Genomic DNA, 23974 nt, shown 5'->3' with positions numbered 1-23974 from the left:
TCCCTACTTGTCGAGGGCCTGCTGGAGGTCCTGCAGCAGGTCGTCGACGTTCTCGATGCCGACCGACAGGCGCACCAGGTCACCGGGCACCTCCAGGGCGGAGCCCACCACGGAGGCGTGCGTCATGCGCCCCGGGTGCTCGATCAGCGACTCGACGCCGCCGAGGGACTCCCCGAGCGTGAAGACGCGGGCCCGGTTGCAGACCTCGACGGCCGCCTCCTCGCCGCCCTCGACGCGGAAGGAGAGCATGCCGCCGAAGGAGCGCATCTGCTTGGCGGCGACCTCGTGGCCGGGGTGGTCCGGCAGCCCGGGGTAGAGCACGCTCGTGACCCGCGGGTGCCGGGTGAGCATGTCGGCGACCTTGGTGGCGTTCTCGCTGTGCCGGTCCATGCGCACGGAGAGGGTCTTGGTGCCCCGCAGCACCAGCCAGGAGTCGAAGGGCCCGGCGACCGCGCCCATCGCGTTCTGGTGGAAGGCCAGCTCCTCCCCGAGCTCCGCGTCCGCGGTGATCAGCGCGCCGCCGACCACGTCGGAGTGCCCTCCCATGTACTTCGTCAGGGAGTGCACGACGACGTCCGCGCCGAGCGCGAGCGGCTGCTGCAGGTACGGCGTGGCGAAGGTGTTGTCGACGACCAGGCGTGCGCCCGCGTCCCGGGCGACCTGGGCGACGGCCGCGATGTCGGTGATCCCCATCAGCGGGTTGGAGGGCGTCTCCACCCACACGGCCTTGGTCTTCGGCGTGATGGCGGCCCGCACTGCGGCGGCGTCACCGGTGTCGGCCACCGACCACTCCACGCCCCAGCGGGCCACGACCTTCGCGAACAGGCGGAAGGTGCCGCCGTACGCGTCGTTGGGGATCACCACGTGGTCGCCCGGGCTGAGCAGGGTGCGCAGCAGGCAGTCCTCGGCCGCCAGTCCGGACGCGAACGCGAGACCGCGGCGACCGCCCTCCAGGGCGGCGAGGTTCTCCTCCAGCGCGGTCCGGGTGGGGTTGGCGCTGCGGCTGTACTCGTAGCCGCCGCGCAGGCCGCCGACACCGTCCTGCTTGTAGGTGGAGACCTGGTAGATCGGCGGGACGACCGCGCCCGTCAGGGGGTCGGCGGTATTGCCCGCGTGAATCGCGAGCGTCTCGAAGTGCTGACTGATGTGCCTGTCGCTCATGGGCCCGAGGGTAGTGCGCCCGCGAGCCGGACGCCGATCCGAGCCACTGCCGGTGGTCCCGCGCACGCCCGCGGGGGCCGCGGGGCACGCCTGCGGGGGTCCGGGGGGCGGGGTGAGGGGGGTCCGCGGAGGGGCTGTCCCGATCTATGGGTTCCACGGCGGGCTATCCCGGTCCCTCCGAGTTGATTCGGGTGGTCCGGGGTCTGCCGGTCGGTGGGCGCGGGCCGGCAGACCCGGTCCGGCGCGGCCCTTGCCGCCGGACCGCCGGCCCCCGGGCGCGGCCCTCGCCGCCGGACCGCGGGCCGTCGGCCCCCGGGTGCGGCCTCGCGGGGCAGCGGGGCGAGCCGTACCGGGCGGGCGACCGCGTCCGCCGGCATCCCCGCGCGGGGTTTTCCACAGACCCGACCCCAGGTTGGCCAATTGTCGGCGTGTTCTGGTTCGCTTGAGACATGGAGATTCTCTGGGTCCTGATGGCGCTGATCATGATCAGCATCGTGCTGCTTCCCGTCCTGCGGCGCAGGAAGGGCGCGGTCGGCCTGGTCTCGCCGGACCACCCGGACGCGGCGGACCCGGCGAACTACGGCTTCGTCCGCGAGGAGGAGCTGGACATCCGCATGCCGGGCCCCGACCAGGATCTCCTGGACGTCCTGGACCTCGTGCAGCGCACCCAGGACTACCGCGCCGCCCGGCAGCTGCTGTCCGGCACCGACGCCGGGGACGAGCAGCGCTGGCAGCGCGTGCAGGCGTTCGCCGGTGCCGCCTCGCTGGAGCTGCGGGACCGGCCGGGCGGGGTGGACGAGGCACCGGGCGGTCAGTGGCTGCGGGTGTGGCGCGCCGAGCAGCCGAAGGACGCGGGCGGCGCCGCGGTGCACGCCGAGTTCCTGGTGCAGCAGGCGTGGCGCACGGCGACGCCCGGCACGGACGAGTTCCGGATCATCATGGAGGAGGCGAGAGCGGCCTGCGGGGACGCGGCGCTGCTGGCCCCCGGCGACCCGGTCCCCTACATCATCGAGCTGTCCGTGGCCCGCGGGCTCGGGTACTCCCAGAAGGAGTTCGAGCAGGTCTGGCTGAAGATCCTGGACCGCGCTCCGACGCACATGGGCGCCCATCTGGCGGCCCTGCAGTACTGGTGCGAGAAGTGGCACGGCTCCCGGCAGCTGGCGTACTCCTTCGCCGAGGCCGCCGCGGCCCGGGCGCCCCAGGGTTCGCTGCTGGCCGCGATGCCGCTGTTCGCGGTGTTCGAGCACCTGCCCGACGTCACCCTGGTCAGCAGCTTCTACCAGACCGAAGTCGTCACCAAGGCGGTGCACGGCGCGCTGCACGCGGTGCACGCGGCCCGGCCCGACGACCCGATGCAGGCGCACGTGCGGCACCTGCTGGTCTTCTTCCTGGTGCGCAGTGAGCGCTGGGCGGAGGCCATGGACCAACTGGTCCGGGTCGACGGCCACGTCGGCGCGCTCCCCTGGTCGCTGGCGGACGATCCGGCCGCCGAGTTCGCGGTCTACCGGGCGCTGGCGGTGGCGGGTTACGAGGCGAACGGCGGCAGCCCGGCGACGCTGCCGCACTGACCCGGGGAGCGCCCGGGCCGGGCGACCCCGAGGCACTCCGCGTGCACCCGGCCCGGCCCGGTGCGCCCCGAGGCACTCCGCGTGCACCCGGCGCGAGGCGCGCCCCGATGAACCCCGGTGGCGGGCTCACCGGCCGTCCATCAGCGTGCCGCCGACGTCGTTCGCACCGGAGCGGAGCAGCTCGCCCGTGCCCGGACGCGACGAAGGGTCCGCCGGAGGCAGGCGCCCCCGACGGACCCCTACGCGGCGCTCACAGCGCCGCGGGACGGCTCACCTGCCGTGGTACGCGTGGTGGATGGCGACCGTCGAGACGGTGCCCTTGGTGTCGGTGACCTTGGCACGGAAGGAGATCGACCGGCCCTTCGCCGGGTTCTTGACGGTGATCGCGCCCTTGGTGACCGCGGCCTTCTTCCAGGTGCGGCCACCGTCGTAGGAGACGTGCACGGCGAGGGACCTGAGGTTCTTGCCGCGCGCGGCGCCCTCCACCGACACCGGCACCTTCGCGGTCCGTCCGGCGGCGACCGTGCTGTCCGCGGCGGTGACCGCGCCGAAGCGGACCGTGGACAGGGGCAGCGAGGCGGCCTTGGCGGCCTTCTTGGAGCGGAAGGTCCAGGACGCGTCGACGCGGGTGGAGACTCCGGCGCCGACGCGGGGGCCGCGCTTCAGGGAGGTCGTCAGCCGGTACTCGGCGTTGCCGGACGGGACACCGAATTCCACCCCGTCGGACAGCGAACCGCGGAGGGTGCCGATCCGCTTGCCGTCGCGATAGAGCTGGGTGAGGGACGACGTGATCCGGGAACCGCCCTGGTTGCGGGCGCCGTCGACCAGCATCGGCACATAGCCGTACAGGGTGTTGCCCTCACGGGTCAGCCCCGAGTCGCCGTCCAGGGCCGGGCCGAAGACGGCCCGGTTGACGCTGTGGGTGTACTTCTTGCCCGCCTGGTAGGCCCGCTCCCCGCCCAGGCTGTAGGCGGCCTCGACGACGGGCAGTCCCCGCGCGTCCACGCCGGCCCGCTGTTCGAAGTCGAAGGCCCACCGGGCGCGGTCCCCGGTCGACAGGTGCAGGGTGCGTGAGCCGGGGAGCTTCTGCTCGATCAGCTCGCCGAACACCACGTCGTCGGCCAGCAGGCCGAAGGTGTTGACCCCGCCGGTCCGGCCGGGGGCCGGGGCGCCCAGGCCGAGGGTCACGGTGGCGAGGTCGCGGGCGGTGAAGTGCCGCTTCTTCGTCCCCTGGATCTTCTTCACCCGGGCACTGGTGGCCACGTGGTACTCGGTGTTCGCGCCCCTGGTCCACTGGCCGTTCCAGGTCTGCTGGATGCCACCCGGCACCTCGGGCCCGAGGTGGGCCATCCGCACGTCGGCGAAGGAGTCACCGGCGAAGCCGATCAGGGCGCCCGAGGGGTCGTGCACGTAGGAGACGGTGGCCGTGGCGGGGCGTGCCTCGGCGTCGGGCACGGTGATGTCGGCCGCCCGGGTGGTGCGGGCGTCCACCGTGACCGTGGTGTCCCGGGTGACGTCCAGCCGGGGCTGCACCACCCAGTCGATGCCGCCGCGGAAGGTCTCGGGGTCCTTCACCGTCCAGGAGTCCAGCAGGTAGGTGCCCTTGGGGACGCGCACGGTGGTGGTGCCGTCGTCCTCGGCCGGGACGGCGTACTGGCGGTCCTTGCCCTCGCCGGTGTAGCCGGTGAGGTCGGTGAGGTGCTCGGTGGCGGGCTTCCCGTCGGGGCCGATGGTCCTGACGGTCACGTCGTAGGACTCCGCCTCGCGGTGCACCGAGGCGGCGGTGCGCACGGTCTGGCCGCCGCCCGTGGCCACCACGTACGCCCCGTAGGCGCCGTGCACGGTGCCGCCGAGCCGGGTGTCGGCGGTGAGCGGCACGGAGGCCGTGCCGCCCGCCGGGACGGTCACGGTGGTGGCGCCCAGGGTGAAGAAGCCGGCGGGAGCGGCCTTGCCCTTGGGGTCGGTGGCGGTGGACGTCAGCTTCAGCGTGACGTCCTCGGTGCCGAGGTTGCGGTAGGTGAGGTTCCGGGTGACGGGTTCGTCGTCGGTGTGCGGCCACTGCTGGACGCCGAAGGCCAGCGACGCCGGCTCCGCGATCAGGGTCTGCCGGATCGCCCGGTCCACCTGGATCCGGCCGGTGCCCTGCTGGAACGGCGTGTACGCGCCGCCCTTGGCGGAGGCGGTGAGCGCTCCCTTGAGTTCGGCGGGGCCCCAGTGGGGGTGCTGCTGCTTGAGGAGCGCGGCGGCGCCCGCGACGTGCGGGGTCGCCATCGACGTGCCGGAGATGGTGGTGTAGCCGGCGGGCTTCTCGCCGAACTCGGCGGCGATCGCGCTGCCCTTGGCGGAGGCGGCCGTGATGTCCACGCCCGGCGCGGTGACGTCCGGCTTCACGGCTCCGTCGCCGGTGCGCGGGCCGGTGGAGGAGAAGTCGGCCAGGCGGTCCTTGCCGTCGACGGCGCCCACGGTGAGCGCGGAGTCGGCACTGCCGGGCGAACCGATCGAGTCGGGCCCGGCGTTGCCCGCGGCCACCGCGACCAGGATGCCCTGGGCGGACAGTTTGTCGACGGCCGCTTCCAGCGGGTCGGTCTCGGGACCGTCCGGGCCGCCGAGGCTCATGTTGACGATGTCGGCGCCCTGGGCGGCCGCCCATTCCATGCCGGCGAGGATGCCGGAGTCGTCGCCGAACCCCTCGTCGTCGAGGACCTTGCCGTTGAGGATCTTGGCGCCGGGCGCGACACCCTTGTGCGTGCCGCCGGACTTCGCGCCCGTGCCGGCGGCGGTGGAGGCGACGTGGGTGCCGTGGCCGGACCGGTCGCCGGTGCCGGGCGAGGCGCTGAAGTTCTTCTCGGCCACGACCTGGTTCTTCAGGTCGGGGTGGGTGGCGTCCACGCCGGTGTCCAGCACGGCGATCCGCACGCCGGTGCCGTCGTGGCCCGCCGCCCACGCCTTGGGCGTGCCGATCTGGGCCACGGACGTGTCCAGGGACGCCTTGCGCACGCCGTCGAGCCAGACGCGGGAGATGCCGGGGGCGGTGCCCTCGCCGTCGGTGACGGCGTCCCACAGCGCGCCCGCGTTCTCGGGCGGGGTCCGGACGGCGTCCGCGTTCAGCGTGGTGAGGGTGCGGCGGAGGGTGCCGGCGTCGCGTACCTCGGCCTTGGCCGCGCGGGCGGCCCCCCGGTAGCCCACGATGACCTTCAGGCCCTGCTGCTGCGACGTCCTGGCCGCCGTCCCGGCGAGTTCGGTGACGTCGAAGAGGCGCCGGTCCAGGCGCCCGTTCGCGACCAGCGGGGCGGCGTCCGCCGGTATCACCAGGGTGCGGCCGCCGGTGCCGCTGATCCGCACGGGTATGTGTTCCCGGCCCTCGGCCCGCTGCAGGCCGACCACCCGGCCCCGGGCGTCGACGGCGACCCGGTCCCCCGTGATCAGCGTGACGTGTCGGGCGGCGGGCGGGGAACCCCCCGCTGCCGCCGACGGGCCGGCGGCGCGTTCCCCGCCCGCCGCCGGTACGGTCAGGCCGGCCGTCAGCGCCACGGCCGCCGCCGTGGCGACCGCGACCGCGCATGCTCTCTTCACTTGTCCGGGCACGTCCCCCCCTGGGGTCTTCGCGGAGTCTCTCGACATCCGGCCGACGGTGGTCGTGTGCGCGGGTGCGCACCCGTCGGCCGACGCAGTATGACCGGGCCCGATCACGCCCCTCAAGGCGGGCGGCGGCCCGTGTGCAAGCCGTCGGCCCACCGCAACGACACCGCCGCAACTCCGTTACAGAACCGACGGGTTGAGCGGCACCCAGGTCCCCGGGGGCAGGCATCGGCGGCGGCCCGGAGGTCCGCTCCGGGGGGCGATGTCAGTGGCGGGCGCTACCTTCGATCTTGTTGCGCCGCAGTGGCGTGGACGTCCCCTTTCGCATGCATGGGAGATGGTGCGTTGTCCGTCTGGGAGAAGTCGAGCACGGTACGGGTGGTGCCGCCCGCGCGTCCACGGAAACTGTCCAAGGTGCCCTTCGTGGAGCTGGCCGACGGCCGGCTCCAGGGCGTGGTCTCCAGCGGGTCCGACATCGGCCGGGTGTACGTGTCGTCCGTCGCCGCCGGGACGTACGCCTTCGCCTGCAGCACCAACAACAACCGTCCCTGCGGCGGCGCCCGCGGCACGTTCTGCAACCACATACGGGCGCTGATCGGTGAAGCGGTGCTGCAGTACGGCGCCGAGCGCGTGGCCCGCTACCTGAAGGCCGACGTCGACGGCGACGCACCCGACGCGGGGGCGCTCACCGCCGCCATGACCTCCACCCGGCCCGCGCAGGGCGACACCTCGGCGGCGGCACCGGTCTTCAGCCGGTTCCTGCGCCACCTCGCCTACCTCGAACTCGCGCCGGTCACCACCCCGCTGCCGGAGATGCAGTGGTTCCCGACGACGAGGGCGGTGGCCTGATGCGCGCCGACCTGCTCACCGCCGGCATCGAGGGCCTCGACGAGGCGCTGGCGGCCGTGGACGCCTTCGACGGCGTGCTCGTCGCCGGACTGCTGCGGCCGCAGGCGGCCCAGGCCGCCGCGCTGGCCGAACTGGCCGACGCCGTCGCCGGATCGCCGCTCGCCGCGCGGGTCGCGGAAGCCGCCGACAAGGCTGCCGCCGGAGCGGCCGGCGAGGACCACCTCGTGGCGCTCGCCGCCGCCCGCGCCGCCCTGCTCGGCTCCGTCCACGACGCGCTGACCGCCCGGGTGACGGAGGCCGTCGGCCGCCCCGCCGCCGAGGACCCGCCCGCCCCCGGCGCGGGGGACGCGGGCCACGCGGCGAACCTGCTGTCGGCGGCCCGCAGCTGGCTCAGCGACCTCGCGCGGGCCGGCTGGCGCGGCCTCGACCACGAACTGGTCGCCGGTGCCGCCCCCGTCGTCTCCGCGATGCTGCCGGATCCGGCCCTGCGCCGTCAGGCCACGCTGCTGGACGGCTTCGCCGCCGAACTCGCCGCCTCCTGCCCGGGGGCCGCCCTGGAGCGGGTGCCGGTGCGCCGGTGGGCCGACCTCTGGTCGAGGGCCCTGCTGCTCACGGTGCCCGGCGCGGCCGGCGGCCCCGCGACGGCCACGGCCACCGGCCGGCTGCTGCCGCTCGGGGTGGACCTGCGGGAACACGCCACGGCCGTGCAGGCCCAGGTGCACGCGGTGTTCGAGCCCGCGGACGGCGGCACGCCCCGCCTGGTGCGGGCCGGGGTGTCCGCCCCGAAGCCGGACACGGTGGTCGGCGCGGGCCTGTGGCAGCTGCTCCGCCCGCACATGTCGCTGCTGGCGGCGGTGAGCGAGGGCCGCGCGATGGACCTCGACGCCATGCCCGTCACCGCCGAGGGCGACCTGGTCTGGGACGACGCCCGCGCCCGCGCCGGGGAGCCGGCCGACGCCCTCGTCACCGCGCGGGTGGCGCTGCCCGCCGCCACCGCCGCGCCGGTGGCCCCGCTGGACCGCCACCCGGCCCGCATCGCCGTCCCCGTCCTGCTGGAGGGGTACGAGGCGGAGCAGGACGACACCGGGCTCGCGTTCCGGATCGCCGGACACCGCCTCGCCGTCGACGCCGACCGGGTGCCGGCCGCCGGACCGCTCACCGCGGACGCCGTCGCCGCGTCGGCCGCCTGCGTCGCGCTGCTGCGCTGGGACGCCGGGGAGTTCCGGGTGCAGCCGCTGGCCGTGGAGCGCCTGGTGCGCAAGAAGCCCGTCGCGGTCCACGCGGGCGCCTGGGCGGGAGGCACGACCGACAAGGCCGGGGTGCGTGCCGAGAAGGCCGCCACCGACGCCGTCGCCGTCCTGCGCGAACGAGCCGGAAAGCTGCTGCGCACATGACCCACGACACCCACCACGACCCGGCCGCCGCACCCGCCGTCCCGGACGGCCCGGCCTCCCCGAACACCCCCGCGGACGGGCCCGACCCGCACGACAACCGCCGTCAGGCCCTCTACTGGCGCCTGCTGGCCCGGCTGTTCGACCCCGAGGAGCAGGCCGCGCTGGAGTCGGCGAGCCTGGCCGTCGTCGAGGACATCGGCCTGCCGTCCGCGCTGCTCGACCCGGGCGTCTCGCTCGACTCCGTGGTGCAGCGCCATCCGCAGCTGGCGGACGAGTTCGACGGACTGATGGCCCCCGAGCCGGAGGAGGACGGCGCGCGGGACAGGGCGGCGGAGGTGCGGCGTGCGGCGCTCGCCTCCAAGGTGCTGCTGAACGTCTTCGCCACCGGCTCCGGCACGGTCAGCGCCGAGCAGCTGGCCCGCTGGCAGTCCGACGCGGGGTGGCTGGAGCGGGCGTTCGGCTGCCGTCCCGGCGAGCTGCGCGGCCAACGCGGCGCGGCCCCCGCCCCGAACGGCGGCGCGGGCGACCGGGCGGGCGGCGGCGCGGGCGGCGGTGTCAGCCCGACCGGTACCGGTGGCGGGCGCACCCCGGACCTGAACCGGCTGATCCCGGCCATCGGGCCCGAACTCGGCGCCATCGAGGCGGGGCTCGTCAAGCGGATGCATCTGCGCGAGGTGCTCGCCGACTCCCGGCTGGCGGCGCGGCTCACCCCGAGCATGTCCCTGATCGAGCAGTTGCTGCGCGACAAGGACAACCTCTCCGGCGTGGCGCTGGCGAACGCGAAGTCGCTGATCCGCCGTTACGTCGACGAGGTCGCCGAGGTCCTGCGCACCCAGGTGGAGAAGGCCACGGTCGGCGAACTCGACCGGTCGGTGCCGCCGAAGCGGGTCTTCCGCAACCTCGACCTGGACCGCACCATCTGGAAGAACCTCACCAACTGGAGCCCGGAGGAGGAACGGCTCTACGTCGACCGCCTCTACTACCGGCACACCAGCCGGAAGACGACGCCGCAACGGCTGATCGTGGTCGTGGACCAGTCCGGCTCCATGGTCGACTCGATGGTCAACTGCACCATCCTGGCCTCCATCTTCGCCGGCCTGCCGAAGGTGGACGTCCACCTCATCGCCTACGACACCCAGGCCCTGGACCTCACGCCCTGGGCGAGCGATCCGTTCGAGACGCTGCTGCGCACGAAGCTGGGCGGCGGCACCGACGGCACGGTCGCCATGGCCCTGGCCCAGCCGAAGATCGCCGAGCCGCGGAACACCGTGGTGGTGTGGATCTCCGACTTCTACGAATGGCGCACCACCGAGCTGTTCGACAGCATGGCCGCCATCCACCGCTCGGGGGCCAAGTTCATCCCGGTCGGCTCGGTCACCAGCTCGGGCCGCGGCAGCGTCAACCCGTGGTTCCGGGAACGGTTCAAGGACCTCGGCACGCCCGTGATCTCCGGCCACATCAAGAAGCTGGTGCACGAACTCAAGACGTTCCTCACCTGAGTCGCGCTGAGTCCCGCGCCGCCACGGCCCCTTCCGGTCCGTGTCCGCCGCGCACCCCGGGCCGCCGCCCGGGACGACCGCCGGCGCGGTCCCACGACCTTCCGCCCGGAGCCCGCTCCGGACCCCTGTCCGCCCACGTACGAAAGGCCCTCCCCCTGATGTCCGACCTGCTGCGCGCACCCGCCGAGATCAAGTACGCCGAGGAACTGGACTGGCTGGAGTCCGTCGACGACCACCCCAAGCCGTTCTCCTGGCGGCTGTCCCCCAAGATGATCCGGCTGTTCATCCTCGGTTCGGAGCGCTCCGACGGCCTGGACCGGGAGATCTCCCAGAAGTGGTTCGGCGACCGGAGCCTCGTCGAACGCTCCATCGTCACCCTCGCCTCGGACCGCGGCCTGCTGCTGATCGGCGATCCGGGCACCGGCAAGAGCTGGCTGGCCGAGCTGCTGGCCGCCGCGATCAGCCGCAACTCCACGCTGGTGGTGCAGGGCACCGCCGGCACCACCGAGGACCACATCAAGTACTCCTGGAACGTCTCGATGGTCATCGCCAAGGGGCAGTCCCGGGAGTCGATGATCCCCTCCCCGATCATGACGGCGATGGAGGCGGGCGCGATCGGCCGCTTCGAGGAGCTGACCCGCTCCACCAGCGACGTCCAGGACGCGCTGATCTCCATCCTGTCCGAGAAGTACATCTCGGTGCCCGAACTGGAGAGCGGCGGCAGCGACAACATCGTCTTCGCCAAGCCCGGCTTCTCGATCATCGCGACGGCCAACAGCCGCGACCGCGGGGTCAACGACCTGTCCTCCGCGCTGAAGCGCCGGTTCAACTTCGTGCGCATCCCGGTCGTGACCAACAAGAGGAGCGAGACGGAGATCGTCCGCTTCCGCACCGAGGAGCTGCTGCGGCGCCACTCCATCGAGCTGGACGTGCCGCCGACCCTGCTCGACGTGCTGCTGCGGAGCTTCGCCGACCTGCGCGCCTCGGCCGCCGCGGCCGGCAGCGACGACGAGAAGCTGGAGTCGGCGCTGTCCACCGCCGAGCAGATCGGTGTGCTGGAGGACGCCATCCTGCACAGCAACTTCTTCGGCGAGCGCACCCTGACCGCCCGCGCCCTCGCCGCCTCCCTGGTGGGCTCCCTCGCCCGCCGCGAGCCGGAGGACCTGGCCATCCTCAACAAGTACCTGCACGGCGTCGTCGAGCCGCGCAGCAAGGAGGAGGGCGGCTCCTGGCCCGAGTTCCTGGAGGGCGGCCGCGACGCGATCGCCACGCTGTCATGAGCGGCGCCCCGCAGAGCCCCGCCCCCGTCCCCGCCCCGCGGGACACGCCCACGCCCCTGGAGGACACCGTCACCGAGCACGGGAGCACGTTCGCCGCCCTGCGCGGCGAACTCCACGAGGCCGCCGCCGCGTTCGCCGGGGGGCCGGACGCCCTGGAGGGCATCCTCCTCGGCATGGTCGACGACGTGGACCGGGCGGTCCGGGAACCGCTGGAGATCTTCCCCGTCTGCCACCACTCCCCCGCGTCCGCCACCGCGATGGCCCGCCGGCTGCGCGAGAAGCAGCCCCGGGTGGTGTACCTGGAGCTGTGCGAGGACATGGCACCGCTGCTGACGGAGCTGCGCAACTGCCGCCTGCCGGTGGCCGTCCAGGCGTTCGCCAGCGAGGTGAAGGACTTCCCCGCCGAGTGGGCGCCGCTGTCGGTGGTCGCGCCGATCACCGAGGCGTCCGCCGAGTACCAGGCCATCGCCTACGCCCTCGACACCCCGGGCGTGGAACTGGTCCTGGTCGACCGGTCCTCGGACCACGTCTTCCAGTGGGACGCCCGCGGGGAGCCCGTCCCGGAGCCGGCCGCGGAGGGGGCGGCCGGCCCCGGCGGCGGGGGGACGGCCGACCCGGCGGGCCAGGAGGAGGCCGCGCTGCACGGCGAGGCCGTCGGCGTGGAGATCGGCGACCTGCGGCCCCGCTTCGCCGAACTGGAGGAGCACCTGCTGCGGCACGGCCGGGTCCGGCACTGGTCGGAGTGGTGGCACCAGTACGTCGAACTGCCCCTCGGCGACGCCGACCACGACACCTACCGCCAGGTCATGTTCCTCATCGGCAGCCTCTTCCGGCGGCTCGCCCCCGGCGACGCGGCCAGGACCCGGGTGGACGAGGACCGCGAGCGGTACATGTGGACGCGGATGCGCGAGCACCTGGCCGCGACCGGGACCGACCCGGCGGACTGCCTGTACGTGTGCGGCGCGTTCCACGCGGCCAGCCGGGTCGAGGAGTTCGGTGTCGGCGGTGCGGACACCTTCACCATCACCCCGCGTTCCGCCACCACCTGGCAGTACGGCCTGATCCCGTCCAGCCACGCGGCGATCGAGGCGCAGTTCGGCCTCGCCCCGGGGTCGGTGTCCATCGCGGCGACGCAGTGGGCGAAGAACCTCAGGCGCAGCAAGGTGAAGCCGTACCGGCTCCAGGGACAGGCCGGCACCAGGACGTCCCGCGCACGGCAGTCCACCGCCCCGGCCGTCCCGGTGGCCGGCGACCCGGTGGCCGACGACCGGCTGACCGGCTTCCTGAGCCGCCCGCCGGTGCTGGACGCCCTGGACGAGGCCGAACTCCTCGGCTGGTCCGTGGACATCGTGCGCGCCGCCCGGCGCAACGGCTACCTCGCCTCCACCGCCGACGCGATCGCCGTCTTCGAGACGTCGATCCTGCTCGCCGGGATGCGGGACCGCGCCAAGCCCACCCCGTACGACTTCCAGGACGCCGCCGTCACCTGCATCGAGAAGGACGTGGTGCCGGGGCGGCGGGACGTGCGGCGGCTGGTCGAGATCATGATGGGCGGCGACCGGATCGGCCAGGTCGGCTACGACGCGCTGCCGCCCCTCGCCCGCGACGTGCACGACCGGCTCGCCCCGCTGGGGCTGAAACTGCAGCAGCGGGGCGTGCAGCGGGCGTTGCTGGACATGGCCTCCCGCCCGGAGCTGCGGGCCTGCTCCGACGTGCTGTGGATGCTGCGGCGGCTGCTGCCGCAGGGCGCCGCCCGCCCAATCATGGGCGAGCGCGCCCTGGGCGAGCGGTCCATCCAGGAGTCCTGGGACCTGTCGATCGGCACCCACCAGCGGGCGTTGATCGAGCTCGGGTACGAGGGCGTCAGCATCGAGCAGGTGCTGGAGCAGCGGCTGCGCCGGGCCGCCTACGCGCCGCAGGCGACGACGGCGGCCGTGCTGGCCGCCGTGGAGGACGCCACGCTGTACCTGGGCAGCCGCCGTCTCGCCGACGAGCTGGGCACGCGCGCGCTGGAGGTCCTGGCCTCCGAGCGCAGCGTGGACGGCGCGCCGGAGGTGCTGCGCCGGGTGCGCCGGCTGCTCGCGTACTACCGCACGAGCGAGCCGGAGCTGCCCGCCTGGATCGAGTCGTTCGCCAAGACCGGTTACGCGCACTACTGCACGCTGCTGCCGACGGCGTTCTCCGACGAGGACGCCACGGTGGGGCAGGTCGCGGCGATGCTGGGCTTCCTGTTCTCCATGGAGGGCCTGGCGCTGTCGCTGGGCTGCGACCGCGCCCAGCTGGAGCTGGCGGTCGCCCAGTCCCACCCGCAGGACCCGTCGCGGACGGCGCTGCTGTGGGCGGCACAGGTGCAGCTCGGCACACTGACCCGCGGGGAGCTGCGGGAGCGCTGTGACGCGCTACTGGCCAACCCGCTGGTGGTGCCCGCGTATCCGCGGTACCTGAGCGGGTTCGTGCACGCGCTGGAGCCGGTGCCGGGGCTGGCGGACGTGGTCGTGGAGGCGGTGTCGAACGCGTTCGGCCGGCTGCCCGACGCGGTGCTGCTCCCGTGGCTGCCGACGCTGATCACCACCCTGCGCAACGACGCGGCGGACCTGGCACCGCTGCTGATCCGGGAGGCCGGGCGCGTCTTCCCGGGACGTCTGGCGGAACTGGACGCGTGGGTGCCGCCGTGGCGGGCGCCGGCCCTGCCCCCGGCCCGTCGCGAGCGGACGACGGCGGCGGCGGCCGGACCCAGGGGTGCGGCGCTGCTGGCGGCGCACCCGGACGCCTGCGACGCGGTGGCCGCGCTGCTGGGGTGCACCGACGGCTGGGCACCCGCCGCCGCCACGCAGACCCCGCGGGGCGTGCCGCTGCTCGCCGCGCACCCGGCGGCGTGCGACGCGGCCGCCGCGCTCCTCGGCTGCACCGACGGCTGGGCACCCGCCGCCCCGGGCACCAAGGCGGGCACCGTCCTGACGGCCCGCCACCCGGAGTCGGCGGCGGCACTGGAGTCGCTGCTCGCCGGCACCTGACCCGAGGGCTGCGCTCGGTGCCCGCCCGGCGCCCCCGGGTGGGCCCGAGGCGGGGCGCCGGCAGGTGAGGACGGGTCAGGACCGGCTCGCGACACGGGGTGAGCCGGGCGACCGGTCCGGTGGGGAACACGTCCGTCCCGCGGGGAACACGTCCGTCCCGTGGGGTGCATGTTCCGCGAGTCGGAGCCCCGACGCATCCGGCGAGCGGGCTCCGGGACGCGGACGGCGCCGAGATCGACCGCGCCGCACGCGCCGGGACGCGCGCGGCCCCGGAAGCGACGATGCCGCCGCTCACCCCGGACGGGGGCGGGCGGCGGCATCGGCGGATCGGCAGGGCCGGAGGGCGGCGGGAGCGCTGCCGCTCCCGCCCGCGGGCGGTCAGACCGCCGAACCCGCCTTCCACTGCTGCCAGTCCATGTTCCAGCCGTTGAGGCCGTTGTCGGGGGCGATGGTCTTGTCGCCGGTGTTCTGGACGACGACCACGTCACCGATCATCGAGTTGTCGTAGAACCAGGCGCCCGGCGTGTTCGGGTCGTTGGCGCCCTTGGTGTCGGACAGGCCGATGCAGCCGTGGCTGGTGTTGGCGCTGCCGAAGATGGACTTCGCGCCCCAGTAGTTGCCGTGGATGAAGGTGCCGGAGGTGCTCAGGCGCATGGCGTGCGGCACGTCCTTGATGTCGTACTCGCCCTTGCCGTCGTCGTCGGTGAAGCCGACGGTCGCGCCGTTCATCCGGGTCTCCTTGAACTTCTCGGAGATCACCATCTCGCCCTCGTACGTCTTGTTCTCGGGCGAACCGGCGGAGATCGGGATGGTCCGGATGGTCTTGCCGTCCCGCGTGACCTTCATCTGCTTGGTTTTGGCGTCGACGTAGGAGACCTGGTTCCGGGCGATCTTGAAGGTCACCGTCTTCTGCTGGACGCCGTAGACGCCGTCGGCACCCTCCACCCCGTCGAGGTCCAGCTTGAGGGTGACCGTGGAGCCGCCCTTCCAGTACTCCTCGGGCCGGCAGTCCATGCGGTTGGCGTTGAACCAGTGGCAGGCGACCTCCTGACCGCTGTCGGTGGAGACGGTGATGCCCTTCTGGACATCGGCCTTGTTGGTGATCGCCTTGTCGAAGTTGATCGACACCGGCATGCCGACGCCCACCGTGGTGCCGTCGTCCGGAGTGAAGTTTCCGATGAAGCTGTTGTCCGGGGAGACCGTGGTGAACGACGCGTTCTCGTGCGCCGCGCGTCCCTTGGCGTCCTCGGCGCTGGCGGTCAGCTTGTACGTGGTGGCCCGCTCCAACTGCCCCTCGGGCTTCCACGACTTCTTGTCCGCGGATATCTGCCCCTCGACGGCCGTGCCGTCGGCGGTCGTCATCTTCACCTCGGTCAGCGTGCCCTTGGCGACGGTGACCGCGGCGGAGTTGTTGATGGAGGCGTTGGTGGACCCGTCCTTGGGCGTGATCTTGATCTGGGCCTCGGACGACTTCTTGGCCGCGGCCTCGTCGACCTGGGCCTGCGAGGTGTCGTTGCCCTTGTCCCCGCCGCTGTCACCACCGCCGGAACACGCCGAGAGCACCATCACTCCGCCGAGCAGAGCGGACGCGGCCATGAGACCCCTGCGCCGCTTACCGTCCGTCATCACACGCTTCTCCATCGTCGCCGCTTCCCCGAACCCCGCGGGGCCCACGGTCAAGGCCGAGGAACCCCGCCAACACTTACAACGCTCCGACCGGTTGATCTCGTTCCCGCTGCCTCACGGATGTGGGGCACACCACGTCCGCCGCAAGCGAACGGCGCGGACGACCGTCGGCGCTTCGCGTGAGACGCCTGGACCCCGGCCGACGGTTGCCGGCCGAGGTCACGAATTCCCCTCGGCGGTGCGCCTCAACCGGCCGCGCCCACTCCGCGTACCCCGCCGCCCTCCCGGGAGTCGTCGTGGCCGCCGCGCCCGTGGTCGCCGTGGCCGGCCCCTTCGTCGTCCACGGACACGTCCGCCCAGAAGTCGTCAGCGGCCTCCGCGAAGTCCGCGTCCTCCTCGTCGTCGGCGTCGGCGGCGTCGTCGGCGTACGCCTCGTCGTCGAAGTCGAAGGAGTCGTCGTCCTCCTCGAAGGACGCGTCGCCATCCTCCCCGTCGACGTCCCAGTCGTGCGAGTCGGGGTCGTAGTCGATCCGCTCGCCGCTCCAGGAGGCCTGGTGCAGTTCGACGCCCGGCACCTCACCCACCAGGGCGAACGGGTCCACGAGGTGGGCCAGGGCCTCCGCCGTGTCGTCGGTCACAGCGGCCTCGGCGTGCGCGCGTTCGGCGGCCGGCAGGTCGGCGTCGCGCGCGATCCTGGCCAGCGCTTCCTCGGTGACCGCGCCCTCGTCGCCGACCTCGAGGACGAGCTCGACGCGAAGCCGTACAAACCGTGATGTCTCCGGTGCTTTCATGCCCGGAGCGTACGGTGCCGGGCGCCTGTGACTTTCCTGTGACCCGCGCTGTTCACTAACATCGCACCACACGGCCAATTCGCCAGCGTCGCAAGGGGATCGATATTCCGTGTCATCCGCTCTCCGTCCGTTGCTGACCGCCACCGCGGCGGGCACGCTGCTGTGCGCTCTCTGGTTCGTCCCGTCCGCCAACGCGACGTCGGACGCCCCCTCGGGCAGCATGACCCCGGCCACCCCCTCCCCCCAGGTCACCGAGCAGGCGAGAGCCGCGTCCAGCGCGACCAACGCCTCTCTGGACAGCACCGCCGGGAGTCCCCGCCTGGCCGACACGGGCAGCTTCGACAGCACCCCGTACGTCGTCGGGGGCACCGCCTTCCTGACCCTCGGCGCCGGATTCGTCGTGTACTCGGTGCGCCGGGAGCGCCTGGGGCTGTGAGACGCCCGGAGAGCTCACCAGGGCGTTCATGAGCCTTCCGGGTGCGTGACGGCGCCGTACGTCACGCACCTGACGGTCCGTTCAGCGCAGCGGGCCGGTGACCCGCTCGACCGCCTCGACCAGCCGCCCGTCACGGACGAAGGTCTCCGCCGCCGCCAGATCGGGCGCCAGGTACCGGTCGGGGCCCGGCCCCCGCACCCCCGCCCGGCGCAGCGCGTCGAGCACCGCCCGCGTGGCGGGAGCCGACTCCATCCCCTCCCGCAGCTCCACCGCCCGTGCGGCGGCGTACAGTTCGACGGCCAGGACCCGGGTGAGGTTGTCGACGGTCGTGCGCAGCTTGCGCGCCGCCGACCAGCCCATGGAGACGTGGTCCTCCTGCATCGCCGACGACGGGATCGAGTCGGCGGAGGCCGGTACGGCGAGCCGCTTCAGCTCTGCGACGAGGGCGGCCTGCGTGTACTGGGCGATCATCAGCCCGGAGTCGACCCCGGGGTCGTCGGCCAGGAAGGGCGGCAGCCCGTGGCTGCGGTTCTTGTCGAGCAGCCGGTCGGTGCGGCGCTCGGCGATGGAGCCCAGGTCGGCGGCGGCGATGGCGAGGAAGTCCAGCACGTAGGCGACGGGGGCGCCGTGGAAGTTCCCGTTGGACTCCACCCTGCCGCCCCCGGAGCCGTACCCGCCGGAGGGGTCCTCGGGCAGGACGACCGGGTTGTCGACGGCGGCGGCGAGTTCACGCCGGGCGACGGTGCGGGCGTGGGCCAGGGTGTCCCGTCCGGCCCCGGCGACCTGGGGGGCGCAGCGCACGGAGTAGGCGTCCTGGACGCGGGGCGCGTCGTCCTGGTGATGTCCGGTCAGCCCCGAACCCTCCAGTACGGCCAGCATGTTGGCGGCGCTGGCGGCCTGCCCCGGGTGCGGGCGGACGGCGTGCAGCTCGGGCGCGAGCACCTTGTCCGTGCCGAGCAGGGCCTCCAGGCTGAGGGCGGCGGTGACGTCGGCGGACTTGTAGAGGGTGTCCAGGTCGGCCAGGGCCATGACCAGCATGCCCAGCATGCCGTCGGTGCCGTTGAGGAGCGCGAGCCCTTCCTTCTCGCGCAGCTCGACGGGCCGGATGCCGTGCTCTGCCAGCAGGTCACCGGCGGGCCGCACCGTGCCGTCGGGGCCCTCGGCGTCCCCCTCACCCATGAGGGCGAGGGCGCAGTGGGACAGCGGGGCGAGGTCTCCGGAGCAGCCCAGGGAGCCGTAGGCGTGCACGACCGGGGTGATGCCGGCGTTGAGGACGTCGACCATGGCGCGCGCGACCTCGGGGCGTACCCCGGTGTGCCCGGAGCACAGCGTCTTCAGGCGCAGGAACATCAGGGCGCGGACCACCTCGCGCTCCACCCGCGGCCCCATCCCGGCCGCGTGCGAGCGGACGATGTTGCGCTGCAGCCGGCCGCGCAGTTCCGGGCTGATGTGCCGGGTCGCCAGGGCGCCGAAACCGGTGCTCACGCCGTAGACGGGGTCGGGCTTGGCGGCCAGGGCGTCCACGATCTCCCGGGACGCGGCCAGGGCGGCCACCGCCTCCTCGGACAGCTCGACGCGGGCGCCGTCGCGCGCCACGGCGAGCACGTCGGACTCCGTCACGCCGGAGGGTCCCACCACCACAGTGTGCATATCCATATTCAGGAGCGTACGCAGTGAATTCCGCGCTGTCACCCCTGAAAACCGCGCCCGCCCCTTACCCGTCGACTCAGGGCGAATGACGCCCGCGGAACCTGCGCCGCTCCCCGTCGGCGGGCCCGGACGGCTCGTCGGCGAGGCGCACCACGGGATCGTCCGGCCCCTCCCGCCCCGCCACCACCGGATGCCGCGCCCGCTCGGCCTTGGCCCGGTACTGCGCCGCGTCGGCCAGCCGGAACAGCCGCCGGGCGGAGCGCACCGGGCCGATCGGGTCCTCGGTGGACGCGACCCCGCAGGACACACCGTCACCGATGCCCAGTTCCACGGCCCGGCGGCAGACCTCGTCGGCCGCCTTGACCACCTCGTCCGCGGGCGGGCCCACCGCGAGCAGGCAGAACTCGTCGCCGCCGAGGCGCGCCGCCAGGGCCCCGGGGAGCATGGCCCCGCACAGCGACAACACCATGCCGAAACGTTCCAGCAACCGGTCGCCGACGGCATGCCCCAGGGTGTCGTTGACGCGCTTGAGACCGTTCACGTCACACACGACGAGGCTCACCACCGCGCCGTCCCGGTGGTGCCGCTCGATCGCCTCGTCGAGCCGCGCGTCCACGGCGCGCCGGTTGGCGAGACCGGTCAGCGCGTCGGTGTACGCCAACCGCCGCGCCTCCTCCAGCCGCTCGGTCTGCGCGATCCCGGCGGCCACCACCGCGGCCAGCACGGTCGCGAACTCCGCGTCGGCCCGCGCGAACACCGGCTGCCCGACCGGGCGGGCCACGTACAGCTCGCCCCAGGCCCGGCCGTGCAGCACGATCGGCGCGACCACACAGCAGCCCCGCCCGCGCCGCCGCAGCGCGGCGACCCGCTGGTGGCAGTAGCCGGGCCGCCCCTCCGCCGGACCTTCGGCGGTCTCCACCCAGGCGTCCGGCTCCCCGCCGCCGGCCCACCGCTCGTGCAGAAACTCGGTGATCTCGGCGAACTGGTGCACCGGGTAGGACTCGTCGTCCGGGAACTCCTCCTCACCCTCGGCGCGCTCCCCGACGTTGACCAGGACCCGCAGCCGCCCGAGGTCCCGCTCCCAGACGGACAGTGCGGCGAAGCTCCCCCCGAGCGCCCGGCAGGCGCCACAGGCCGCGGCCCGCCACGCCTCCCGCGAGCTGTGCGCGGCGGCCATGCCCTGGGCCAGCGTCACCACGTCCGCCAGCCGGCTGTCCTCACCCATCCCCCCAGGCTAGGGACGTTCGTCCGGAATAGGGAGATTTTCGACGCGAATGGGGATCATGCGGGATGCATCGGCGCAGATCACCGCGGGTGGGGTGGCTGCTCCGCCGACCGCCACCGGCGCGGCGTCCGGCTCCCCCTGGCACGACGGATGCCGCGTCCGGCTCCTCCTGGCACGACAGATGCAGTCCGGCTCCCCCTGGCGCGACGGATGCAGCGTCCGCTCCGCCGGGCACCACGGACGCAGCGTCCATCCCCCGCGCACCACCGATGCGGCGTCCGCCCCCAGGCACGATGGACGCAGCGTCCGCTCCTCCGGCACGACGGACGCAGCGCCCATTCCCCCGCGCACCACGGATACGGCGCCTACTCCCCGGGCACCACGGGTACGGCGCCTACTCCCCGGGCGCCACGGGTACGACCTCTACTCCCCCGGCCAGTTCGGCCGGCGCTTCTCGTTGAAGGCGGCGACCCCCTCCGCGCGGTCGCCGGAGAACGCCACCGACCGCCAGGCCGCGTCCTCGACCTCCAGACCGGCGGGCAGGTCGAGCCCGTGCCCGAGCCGGAGCGCCTTCTTGGCCGCCCGCAGGCCCACCGGCGAGTTGCCGGCGATCCTGGCCGCCATCCCCAGGGCCTCCTCCCGGTCCTGCCCCTCGTCCACCAGCTGGTCCACGAGCCCCAGTTCACGGGCCTCGGGGGCCTCCACCCGGCGCGCCGTGAAGATCAGCTCCGCGGCCCGCGCCGCCCCCACCCGCCGGGGCAGCAGCTGTGTGCCGCCGCCGCCCGGAATCACGCCGACCGACACCTCGGGCAGCCCCAGCACCGCCGTGCGGTCGGCCACGATCACGTCGCAGGACAGCGCCAGCTCGAACCCGCCCCCCAGGGCGAAGCCGTGCACCGCGGCCACCGTGGGCACGGGCAGTTCCAGCACGCCGGTGTAGGCGCCCCGCGCCACCGGACGCTGGCGCACCAGATCGGCGTCGCTGAAGGAGTTGCGCTCCTTGAGATCGGCCCCGACGCAGAACGCCCGTTCGTGCGAGGACGTCAGCACCACCGCGCGCACCTCGCGGTCCGCCCCCAGCGCCGCACAGGCCCCGGCGATGGACCGGGCCATCTCCGTCGAGACGGCGTTCATGGCCTTGGGCCGGTCGAGGACGAGTTCCGCGACATGCCCCTGCTCGTGCCGTCGCACCAGCACGAACTCCCCGAACCGTTCCTCACTCATGACGCCCTCCGGTTAACGCGGGTTAACAACACGGTCGTGCCGATCATCGCAGCCGGAGCCCGCCCGGAAAAGGGCGTGCGGCCGGTTCCCCCGTCACGCCCCGCCCACCCGTTCGAGTGACATCCGCGCGACTCCGGTCATAGGGCGGACCACAGCGGCCTAACGTGCGCTCCACCGCGACGCGTACGGGGGCGCGTGCGCGGGGGGAGGGACGTCATGACAACCACCGCACCGACCGGACCGGCCCGCGGCGCACCGGCGCCGCCCGGCGCGACGCGCCCCCGGGGCCGCCACCGCAAGCCCCGCCCCCGCAAGGCCCTGCTCGCCGTGGGCGGCCTGGCCCTGGCCGCGGGCGCCCTGGGTCTCGTCCGGCTGGTGTCCGACCCGGGCGGAGCGGACACCGGTGCGGTGGCGGGCCCGCGTCCCGTCCCGGACGGTGCGGCCACCAGCGCCGCGGCGTCCCCCACCCCGGCCGACACCACCGCCCCGGCCGCCCCCGACGCCGACCCGACCTCCCCCACCACCCTCGGCGGCCAGAGCGGAACGCCGGTCACGGCGACGACCGGCCCCCCGGCGACGACGCCTCCGTCCGCATCGGCGGCTGCGGGCACCGGCACCTCCCGCGCACCTCGCATCCCGGCGGCTCCCCACGCCCCGGGCGCGCAGGGCACCCCGGCCGCGCCCGGCGCCCCGGTGCCCGAGCCGACCACCGGGCCGCCCACCCGGCCGACCCCGCCCCCGGCGCCCGAACCCGGCCGCCCCCGCCTGCCCGCACCTCCGTCGCAGCCCGAACAGCAGCAGCCCGCACCGCCCCGCCCACCGGCACAGAACACCGGGCTGTGCATCCCGCTGCTCAACCTGTGTGTGGGCGGCCTGGGCCTCGACGGCGGGACGAAGGGCTGAGCCGCGGGACAGCGAACGGGGAACGACGAACGGAGAGCGGCGAGCGGCGAGCGGCGAGCGGGGAGCAGGGGAGCCGCGAACCGAACCGCGAACCGCGGACGGCATAAACCCGACGGCGGGCAGCGGATTCAGCGGGACGGACGACGAGCCGCGAACGCCCGGGAGCGGAGCGCCGAGGGACGTCCCCCGGGCCGTCCGCCGGCTTCGGTCACCCCCGACTCCAGCCTCCCCGACGGCGGTCCTTCCCCACTCCGGTTCTCCCCCGGCCGGTGTCCCTCCCGACCGGCCGCCGCCGACGCTCCCGCAGCGGCCGGGGGCCGCTGTCCCGCCGCGGCCGCCGGTGCACCGCCCAGGGCGACTCCCCGGCAAGTCCCCGGAGTCCCCGGAGTCCTGGAGTCCCCGGGTTCCCCAAAGGTCCCCCGGCAGGCGTTCCGCCGTCGTCCGTCGTCCGTCGGCCGTCGTCCCGGCCCTCGCCGCTCAGGACTCCGGTGCCGGTCCGCCCCTGCGGGTGAGCAGCCAGGGTTCCACGACGCCGAGGCCACGCACCGGCCGCTGCCACATCGGCTGGAGCGCGAAGCGGTACGTGGGCGGATCCTCGCCCTCCTTCTCCGCCGCCGCCGCTGCCTCCGCCGCGGCGGCCTCGGAGGCGGGGGCGTCGCCGGACCGGATCAGTTCCTGGGCGAACGCGGCGTCCACCAGGACGGCGTCCCGCGGGGCTATCGACGTGAGGCGGGAGGCGAGGTTGACGGTCGTGCCGAAGACGTCGCCCATGCGGGTGGTCACCGTGCCGAAGGCCATGCCGACGCGCAGTTCCGGCATCGTCTCGTCGTTCGCCATGGTGTCGATCAGCCGCAGGGCGATCTCCGCCGCCGTGCCCGCGTCGTCCGCCGCGTACAGCACCTCGTCGCCGAGGGTCTTGATGAGCCGCCCGCCGCGGGCGGCGACGAGGTCGGCGGCGGTGGTCTCGAAGGCCTCGACGAGTTCGCCGAGCTCCTCCTCCTCCATGCGCCGGGTGAGACGGGTGAAGCCCACCAGGTCCGCGAACGCGACCGCCAGCCGCCGGTCGACCATCTCCTCGTCGTCCGCGCCCTGGACCACCCGCCCGGCGGACGCGGCGAGCTGCCGCCGCCAGACGTAGACCAGGAACTCCTCCAGCTCGGGCAGGAGCAGCTCGACGATCGGATAGGTGACCTCGGTGCGGGTCATCCCGGGTTCGGGGGGCTCGGTCAGCCCTTCCAGGAAGCTGTCGATCTGCCATTCCGCCAGCCGTGCGGTGGTCTGCCCGGTGGAGCGCGCCACCTGGACGGCCATCGCCTCGCTCAGCAGGCCCGCCTCGACGAGACCGGCCAGCCGGCGCAGCGCCAGCACGTCGGCCTCGGTGAGCGCCTTGGCCTGGCCGACGTCGGCGAAGCCCATCGCCCGCCAGAAGCGCGTCGCCAGCTCCATGGTGACGCCCGCGCTGCGGGCCGCCTGGAAGGGTGTGTAACGCCGCTCGGCACCGAGAATGAGCTGTTCGAGGCGCAGAGCGAGCGGATCCTCGCCGGAGTCCTGCGCGTCCGCGCCGGAACCCGAGTCGTCGACGGTCACGCGTTGCTGCCCTTCCGATCTGCCACGGCCCTGGATCGACCGGCCTCAACTCTACGGCAGGTGTGCCCCAGCTCACTCCGTTCGGTCACGCCGAGGGGTACCGGCCGGGATGCGGGCGCGGTGCGCCGGGAGCAGGGTGCGGCGCTCCGGGTCGTGGAACCAGTGCGCCGGGAGGCGGGCGCGGTGCT

The 23974-nt window shown here is 74.1% G+C and carries 16 protein-coding genes; 8 read left to right on the top strand and 8 right to left on the bottom strand.

The genetic code is table 11. From position 1 onward, the window contains the following. Positions 1 to 3: 3 nt before the first annotated feature. Positions 4 to 1161 (bottom strand): cystathionine gamma-synthase, encoded by a 1158-nt coding sequence (locus tag AB0F01_RS07910; protein ID WP_362090974.1) that lies wholly within the window; start codon positions 1159 to 1161, stop codon positions 4 to 6. 449 nt (positions 1162 to 1610) lie between these two features. Between AB0F01_RS07910 and AB0F01_RS07905 the strand changes: the two genes are divergently transcribed. After that, positions 1611 to 2729 carry a hypothetical protein gene (locus tag AB0F01_RS07905; RefSeq protein WP_362090972.1) on the top strand — a complete coding sequence of 373 codons (1119 nt, stop codon included), beginning with the start codon at positions 1611 to 1613 and terminating at the stop codon, positions 2727 to 2729. Positions 2730 to 2999: 270 nt separating this feature from the next. On the opposite strand, the gene AB0F01_RS07900 is transcribed toward AB0F01_RS07905, so the two are convergent. Further along, positions 3000 to 6314 (bottom strand): S8 family peptidase, encoded by a 3315-nt coding sequence (locus AB0F01_RS07900; RefSeq protein WP_362090969.1) that lies wholly within the window; start codon positions 6312 to 6314, stop codon positions 3000 to 3002. A 339-nt stretch (positions 6315 to 6653) separates the two neighbouring features. On the opposite strand from AB0F01_RS07900, the gene AB0F01_RS07895 reads away from it, so the two are divergent. The 5 genes from AB0F01_RS07895 (at position 6654) to AB0F01_RS07875 (ending at position 14344) form a co-directional block, all read left to right on the top strand. Next, positions 6654 to 7157 carry a hypothetical protein gene (locus AB0F01_RS07895; protein ID WP_362090967.1) on the top strand — a complete coding sequence of 168 codons (504 nt, stop codon included), beginning with the start codon at positions 6654 to 6656 and terminating at the stop codon, positions 7155 to 7157. Further along, on the top strand, positions 7127 to 8551 hold the full coding sequence (locus AB0F01_RS07890; protein WP_362090964.1) for a hypothetical protein: 1425 nt from the start codon (positions 7127 to 7129) through the stop codon (positions 8549 to 8551). Before AB0F01_RS07895 ends, AB0F01_RS07890 begins: the two co-directional genes overlap by 31 nt. Then, positions 8548 to 10050 (top strand): VWA domain-containing protein, encoded by a 1503-nt coding sequence (locus AB0F01_RS07885; protein ID WP_362090961.1) that lies wholly within the window; start codon positions 8548 to 8550, stop codon positions 10048 to 10050. Before AB0F01_RS07890 ends, AB0F01_RS07885 begins: the two co-directional genes overlap by 4 nt. A 158-nt stretch (positions 10051 to 10208) precedes the next feature. Next, the gene (locus AB0F01_RS07880) at positions 10209 to 11330 is read left to right on the top strand and encodes an AAA family ATPase (protein WP_362090958.1); all 1122 of its coding nucleotides are present in this window, start codon (positions 10209 to 10211) and stop codon (positions 11328 to 11330) included. Further along, positions 11327 to 14344 (top strand): hypothetical protein, encoded by a 3018-nt coding sequence (locus AB0F01_RS07875; RefSeq protein WP_362090956.1) that lies wholly within the window; start codon positions 11327 to 11329, stop codon positions 14342 to 14344. The genes AB0F01_RS07880 and AB0F01_RS07875 overlap by 4 nt, the downstream gene beginning before the upstream one ends. 378 nt (positions 14345 to 14722) lie before the next feature. Here the strand turns inward: AB0F01_RS07875 and AB0F01_RS07870 are convergent, their stop codons facing one another. After that, positions 14723 to 15970 (bottom strand): Ig-like domain-containing protein, encoded by a 1248-nt coding sequence (locus AB0F01_RS07870; RefSeq protein WP_362090953.1) that lies wholly within the window; start codon positions 15968 to 15970, stop codon positions 14723 to 14725. A gap of 245 nt (positions 15971 to 16215) precedes the next feature. Next, positions 16216 to 16761 (bottom strand): hypothetical protein, encoded by a 546-nt coding sequence (locus tag AB0F01_RS07865; protein ID WP_362090950.1) that lies wholly within the window; start codon positions 16759 to 16761, stop codon positions 16216 to 16218. A 109-nt stretch (positions 16762 to 16870) separates the two neighbouring features. On the opposite strand from AB0F01_RS07865, the gene AB0F01_RS07860 reads away from it, so the two are divergent. Continuing rightward, entirely contained in the window at positions 16871 to 17197 is a 327-nt protein-coding gene (locus AB0F01_RS07860) for a hypothetical protein (RefSeq protein ID WP_362090947.1), read from the top strand. Between the two features lie 81 nt (positions 17198 to 17278). Here AB0F01_RS07860 and hutH read toward each other — a convergent pair whose 3' ends face one another. From hutH to AB0F01_RS07845, 3 genes are all read right to left on the bottom strand, one after another. Beyond that, positions 17279 to 18847: a histidine ammonia-lyase gene (hutH, locus tag AB0F01_RS07855; protein WP_362092517.1), complete on the bottom strand. Its 1569-nt coding sequence runs from the start codon at positions 18845 to 18847 to the stop codon at positions 17279 to 17281. A gap of 76 nt (positions 18848 to 18923) precedes the next feature. Beyond that, complete coding sequence (locus AB0F01_RS07850) at positions 18924 to 20072, bottom strand: GGDEF domain-containing protein (protein ID WP_362090944.1); 1149 nt, start codon at positions 20070 to 20072, stop codon at positions 18924 to 18926. Positions 20073 to 20495: 423 nt separating this feature from the next. Continuing rightward, the gene (locus AB0F01_RS07845) at positions 20496 to 21296 is read right to left on the bottom strand and encodes an enoyl-CoA hydratase-related protein (protein ID WP_362090941.1); all 801 of its coding nucleotides are present in this window, start codon (positions 21294 to 21296) and stop codon (positions 20496 to 20498) included. 216 nt (positions 21297 to 21512) lie between these two features. Between AB0F01_RS07845 and AB0F01_RS07840 the strand changes: the two genes are divergently transcribed. Next, a complete protein-coding gene (locus tag AB0F01_RS07840; RefSeq protein ID WP_362090938.1) occupies positions 21513 to 22199 on the top strand; it encodes a hypothetical protein in 687 nt (228 codons plus the stop codon). A 477-nt stretch (positions 22200 to 22676) separates the two neighbouring features. Here AB0F01_RS07840 and AB0F01_RS07835 read toward each other — a convergent pair whose 3' ends face one another. Next, complete coding sequence (locus AB0F01_RS07835; RefSeq protein WP_362090935.1) at positions 22677 to 23786, bottom strand: adenylate/guanylate cyclase domain-containing protein; 1110 nt, start codon at positions 23784 to 23786, stop codon at positions 22677 to 22679. Positions 23787 to 23974: the final 188 nt, after the last annotated feature.

It is taken from the genome of Streptomyces sp. NPDC029526 (genome assembly GCF_040637405.1).
In the GTDB taxonomy this organism is placed as follows: domain Bacteria; phylum Actinomycetota; class Actinomycetes; order Streptomycetales; family Streptomycetaceae; genus Streptomyces.
The sequence above is the reverse complement of the archived record's forward strand: the minus strand, read 5'-3'. Positions and strand labels throughout refer to the sequence as shown.

What these genes read in the sequence shown, in the direction of transcription:
- AB0F01_RS07910 (WP_362090974.1), bottom strand. Translation starts at nt 1,161, where the DNA reads ATGAGCGACAGGCACATCAGTCAGCACTTCGAGACGCTCGCGATTCAC.
- AB0F01_RS07905 (WP_362090972.1), top strand. Translation starts at nt 1,611, where the DNA reads ATGGAGATTCTCTGGGTCCTGATGGCGCTGATCATGATCAGCATCGTG.
- AB0F01_RS07885 (WP_362090961.1), top strand. Translation starts at nt 8,548, where the DNA reads ATGACCCACGACACCCACCACGACCCGGCCGCCGCACCCGCCGTCCCG.
- AB0F01_RS07880 (WP_362090958.1), top strand. Translation starts at nt 10,209, where the DNA reads ATGTCCGACCTGCTGCGCGCACCCGCCGAGATCAAGTACGCCGAGGAA.
- AB0F01_RS07875 (WP_362090956.1), top strand. Translation starts at nt 11,327, where the DNA reads ATGAGCGGCGCCCCGCAGAGCCCCGCCCCCGTCCCCGCCCCGCGGGAC.
- AB0F01_RS07870 (WP_362090953.1), bottom strand. Translation starts at nt 15,970, where the DNA reads ATGACGGACGGTAAGCGGCGCAGGGGTCTCATGGCCGCGTCCGCTCTG.
- AB0F01_RS07865 (WP_362090950.1), bottom strand. Translation starts at nt 16,761, where the DNA reads ATGAAAGCACCGGAGACATCACGGTTTGTACGGCTTCGCGTCGAGCTC.
- hutH (WP_362092517.1), bottom strand. Translation starts at nt 18,847, where the DNA reads ATGCACACTGTGGTGGTGGGACCCTCCGGCGTGACGGAGTCCGACGTG.
- AB0F01_RS07850 (WP_362090944.1), bottom strand. Translation starts at nt 20,072, where the DNA reads ATGGGTGAGGACAGCCGGCTGGCGGACGTGGTGACGCTGGCCCAGGGC.
- AB0F01_RS07845 (WP_362090941.1), bottom strand. Translation starts at nt 21,296, where the DNA reads ATGAGTGAGGAACGGTTCGGGGAGTTCGTGCTGGTGCGACGGCACGAG.
- AB0F01_RS07840 (WP_362090938.1), top strand. Translation starts at nt 21,513, where the DNA reads ATGACAACCACCGCACCGACCGGACCGGCCCGCGGCGCACCGGCGCCG.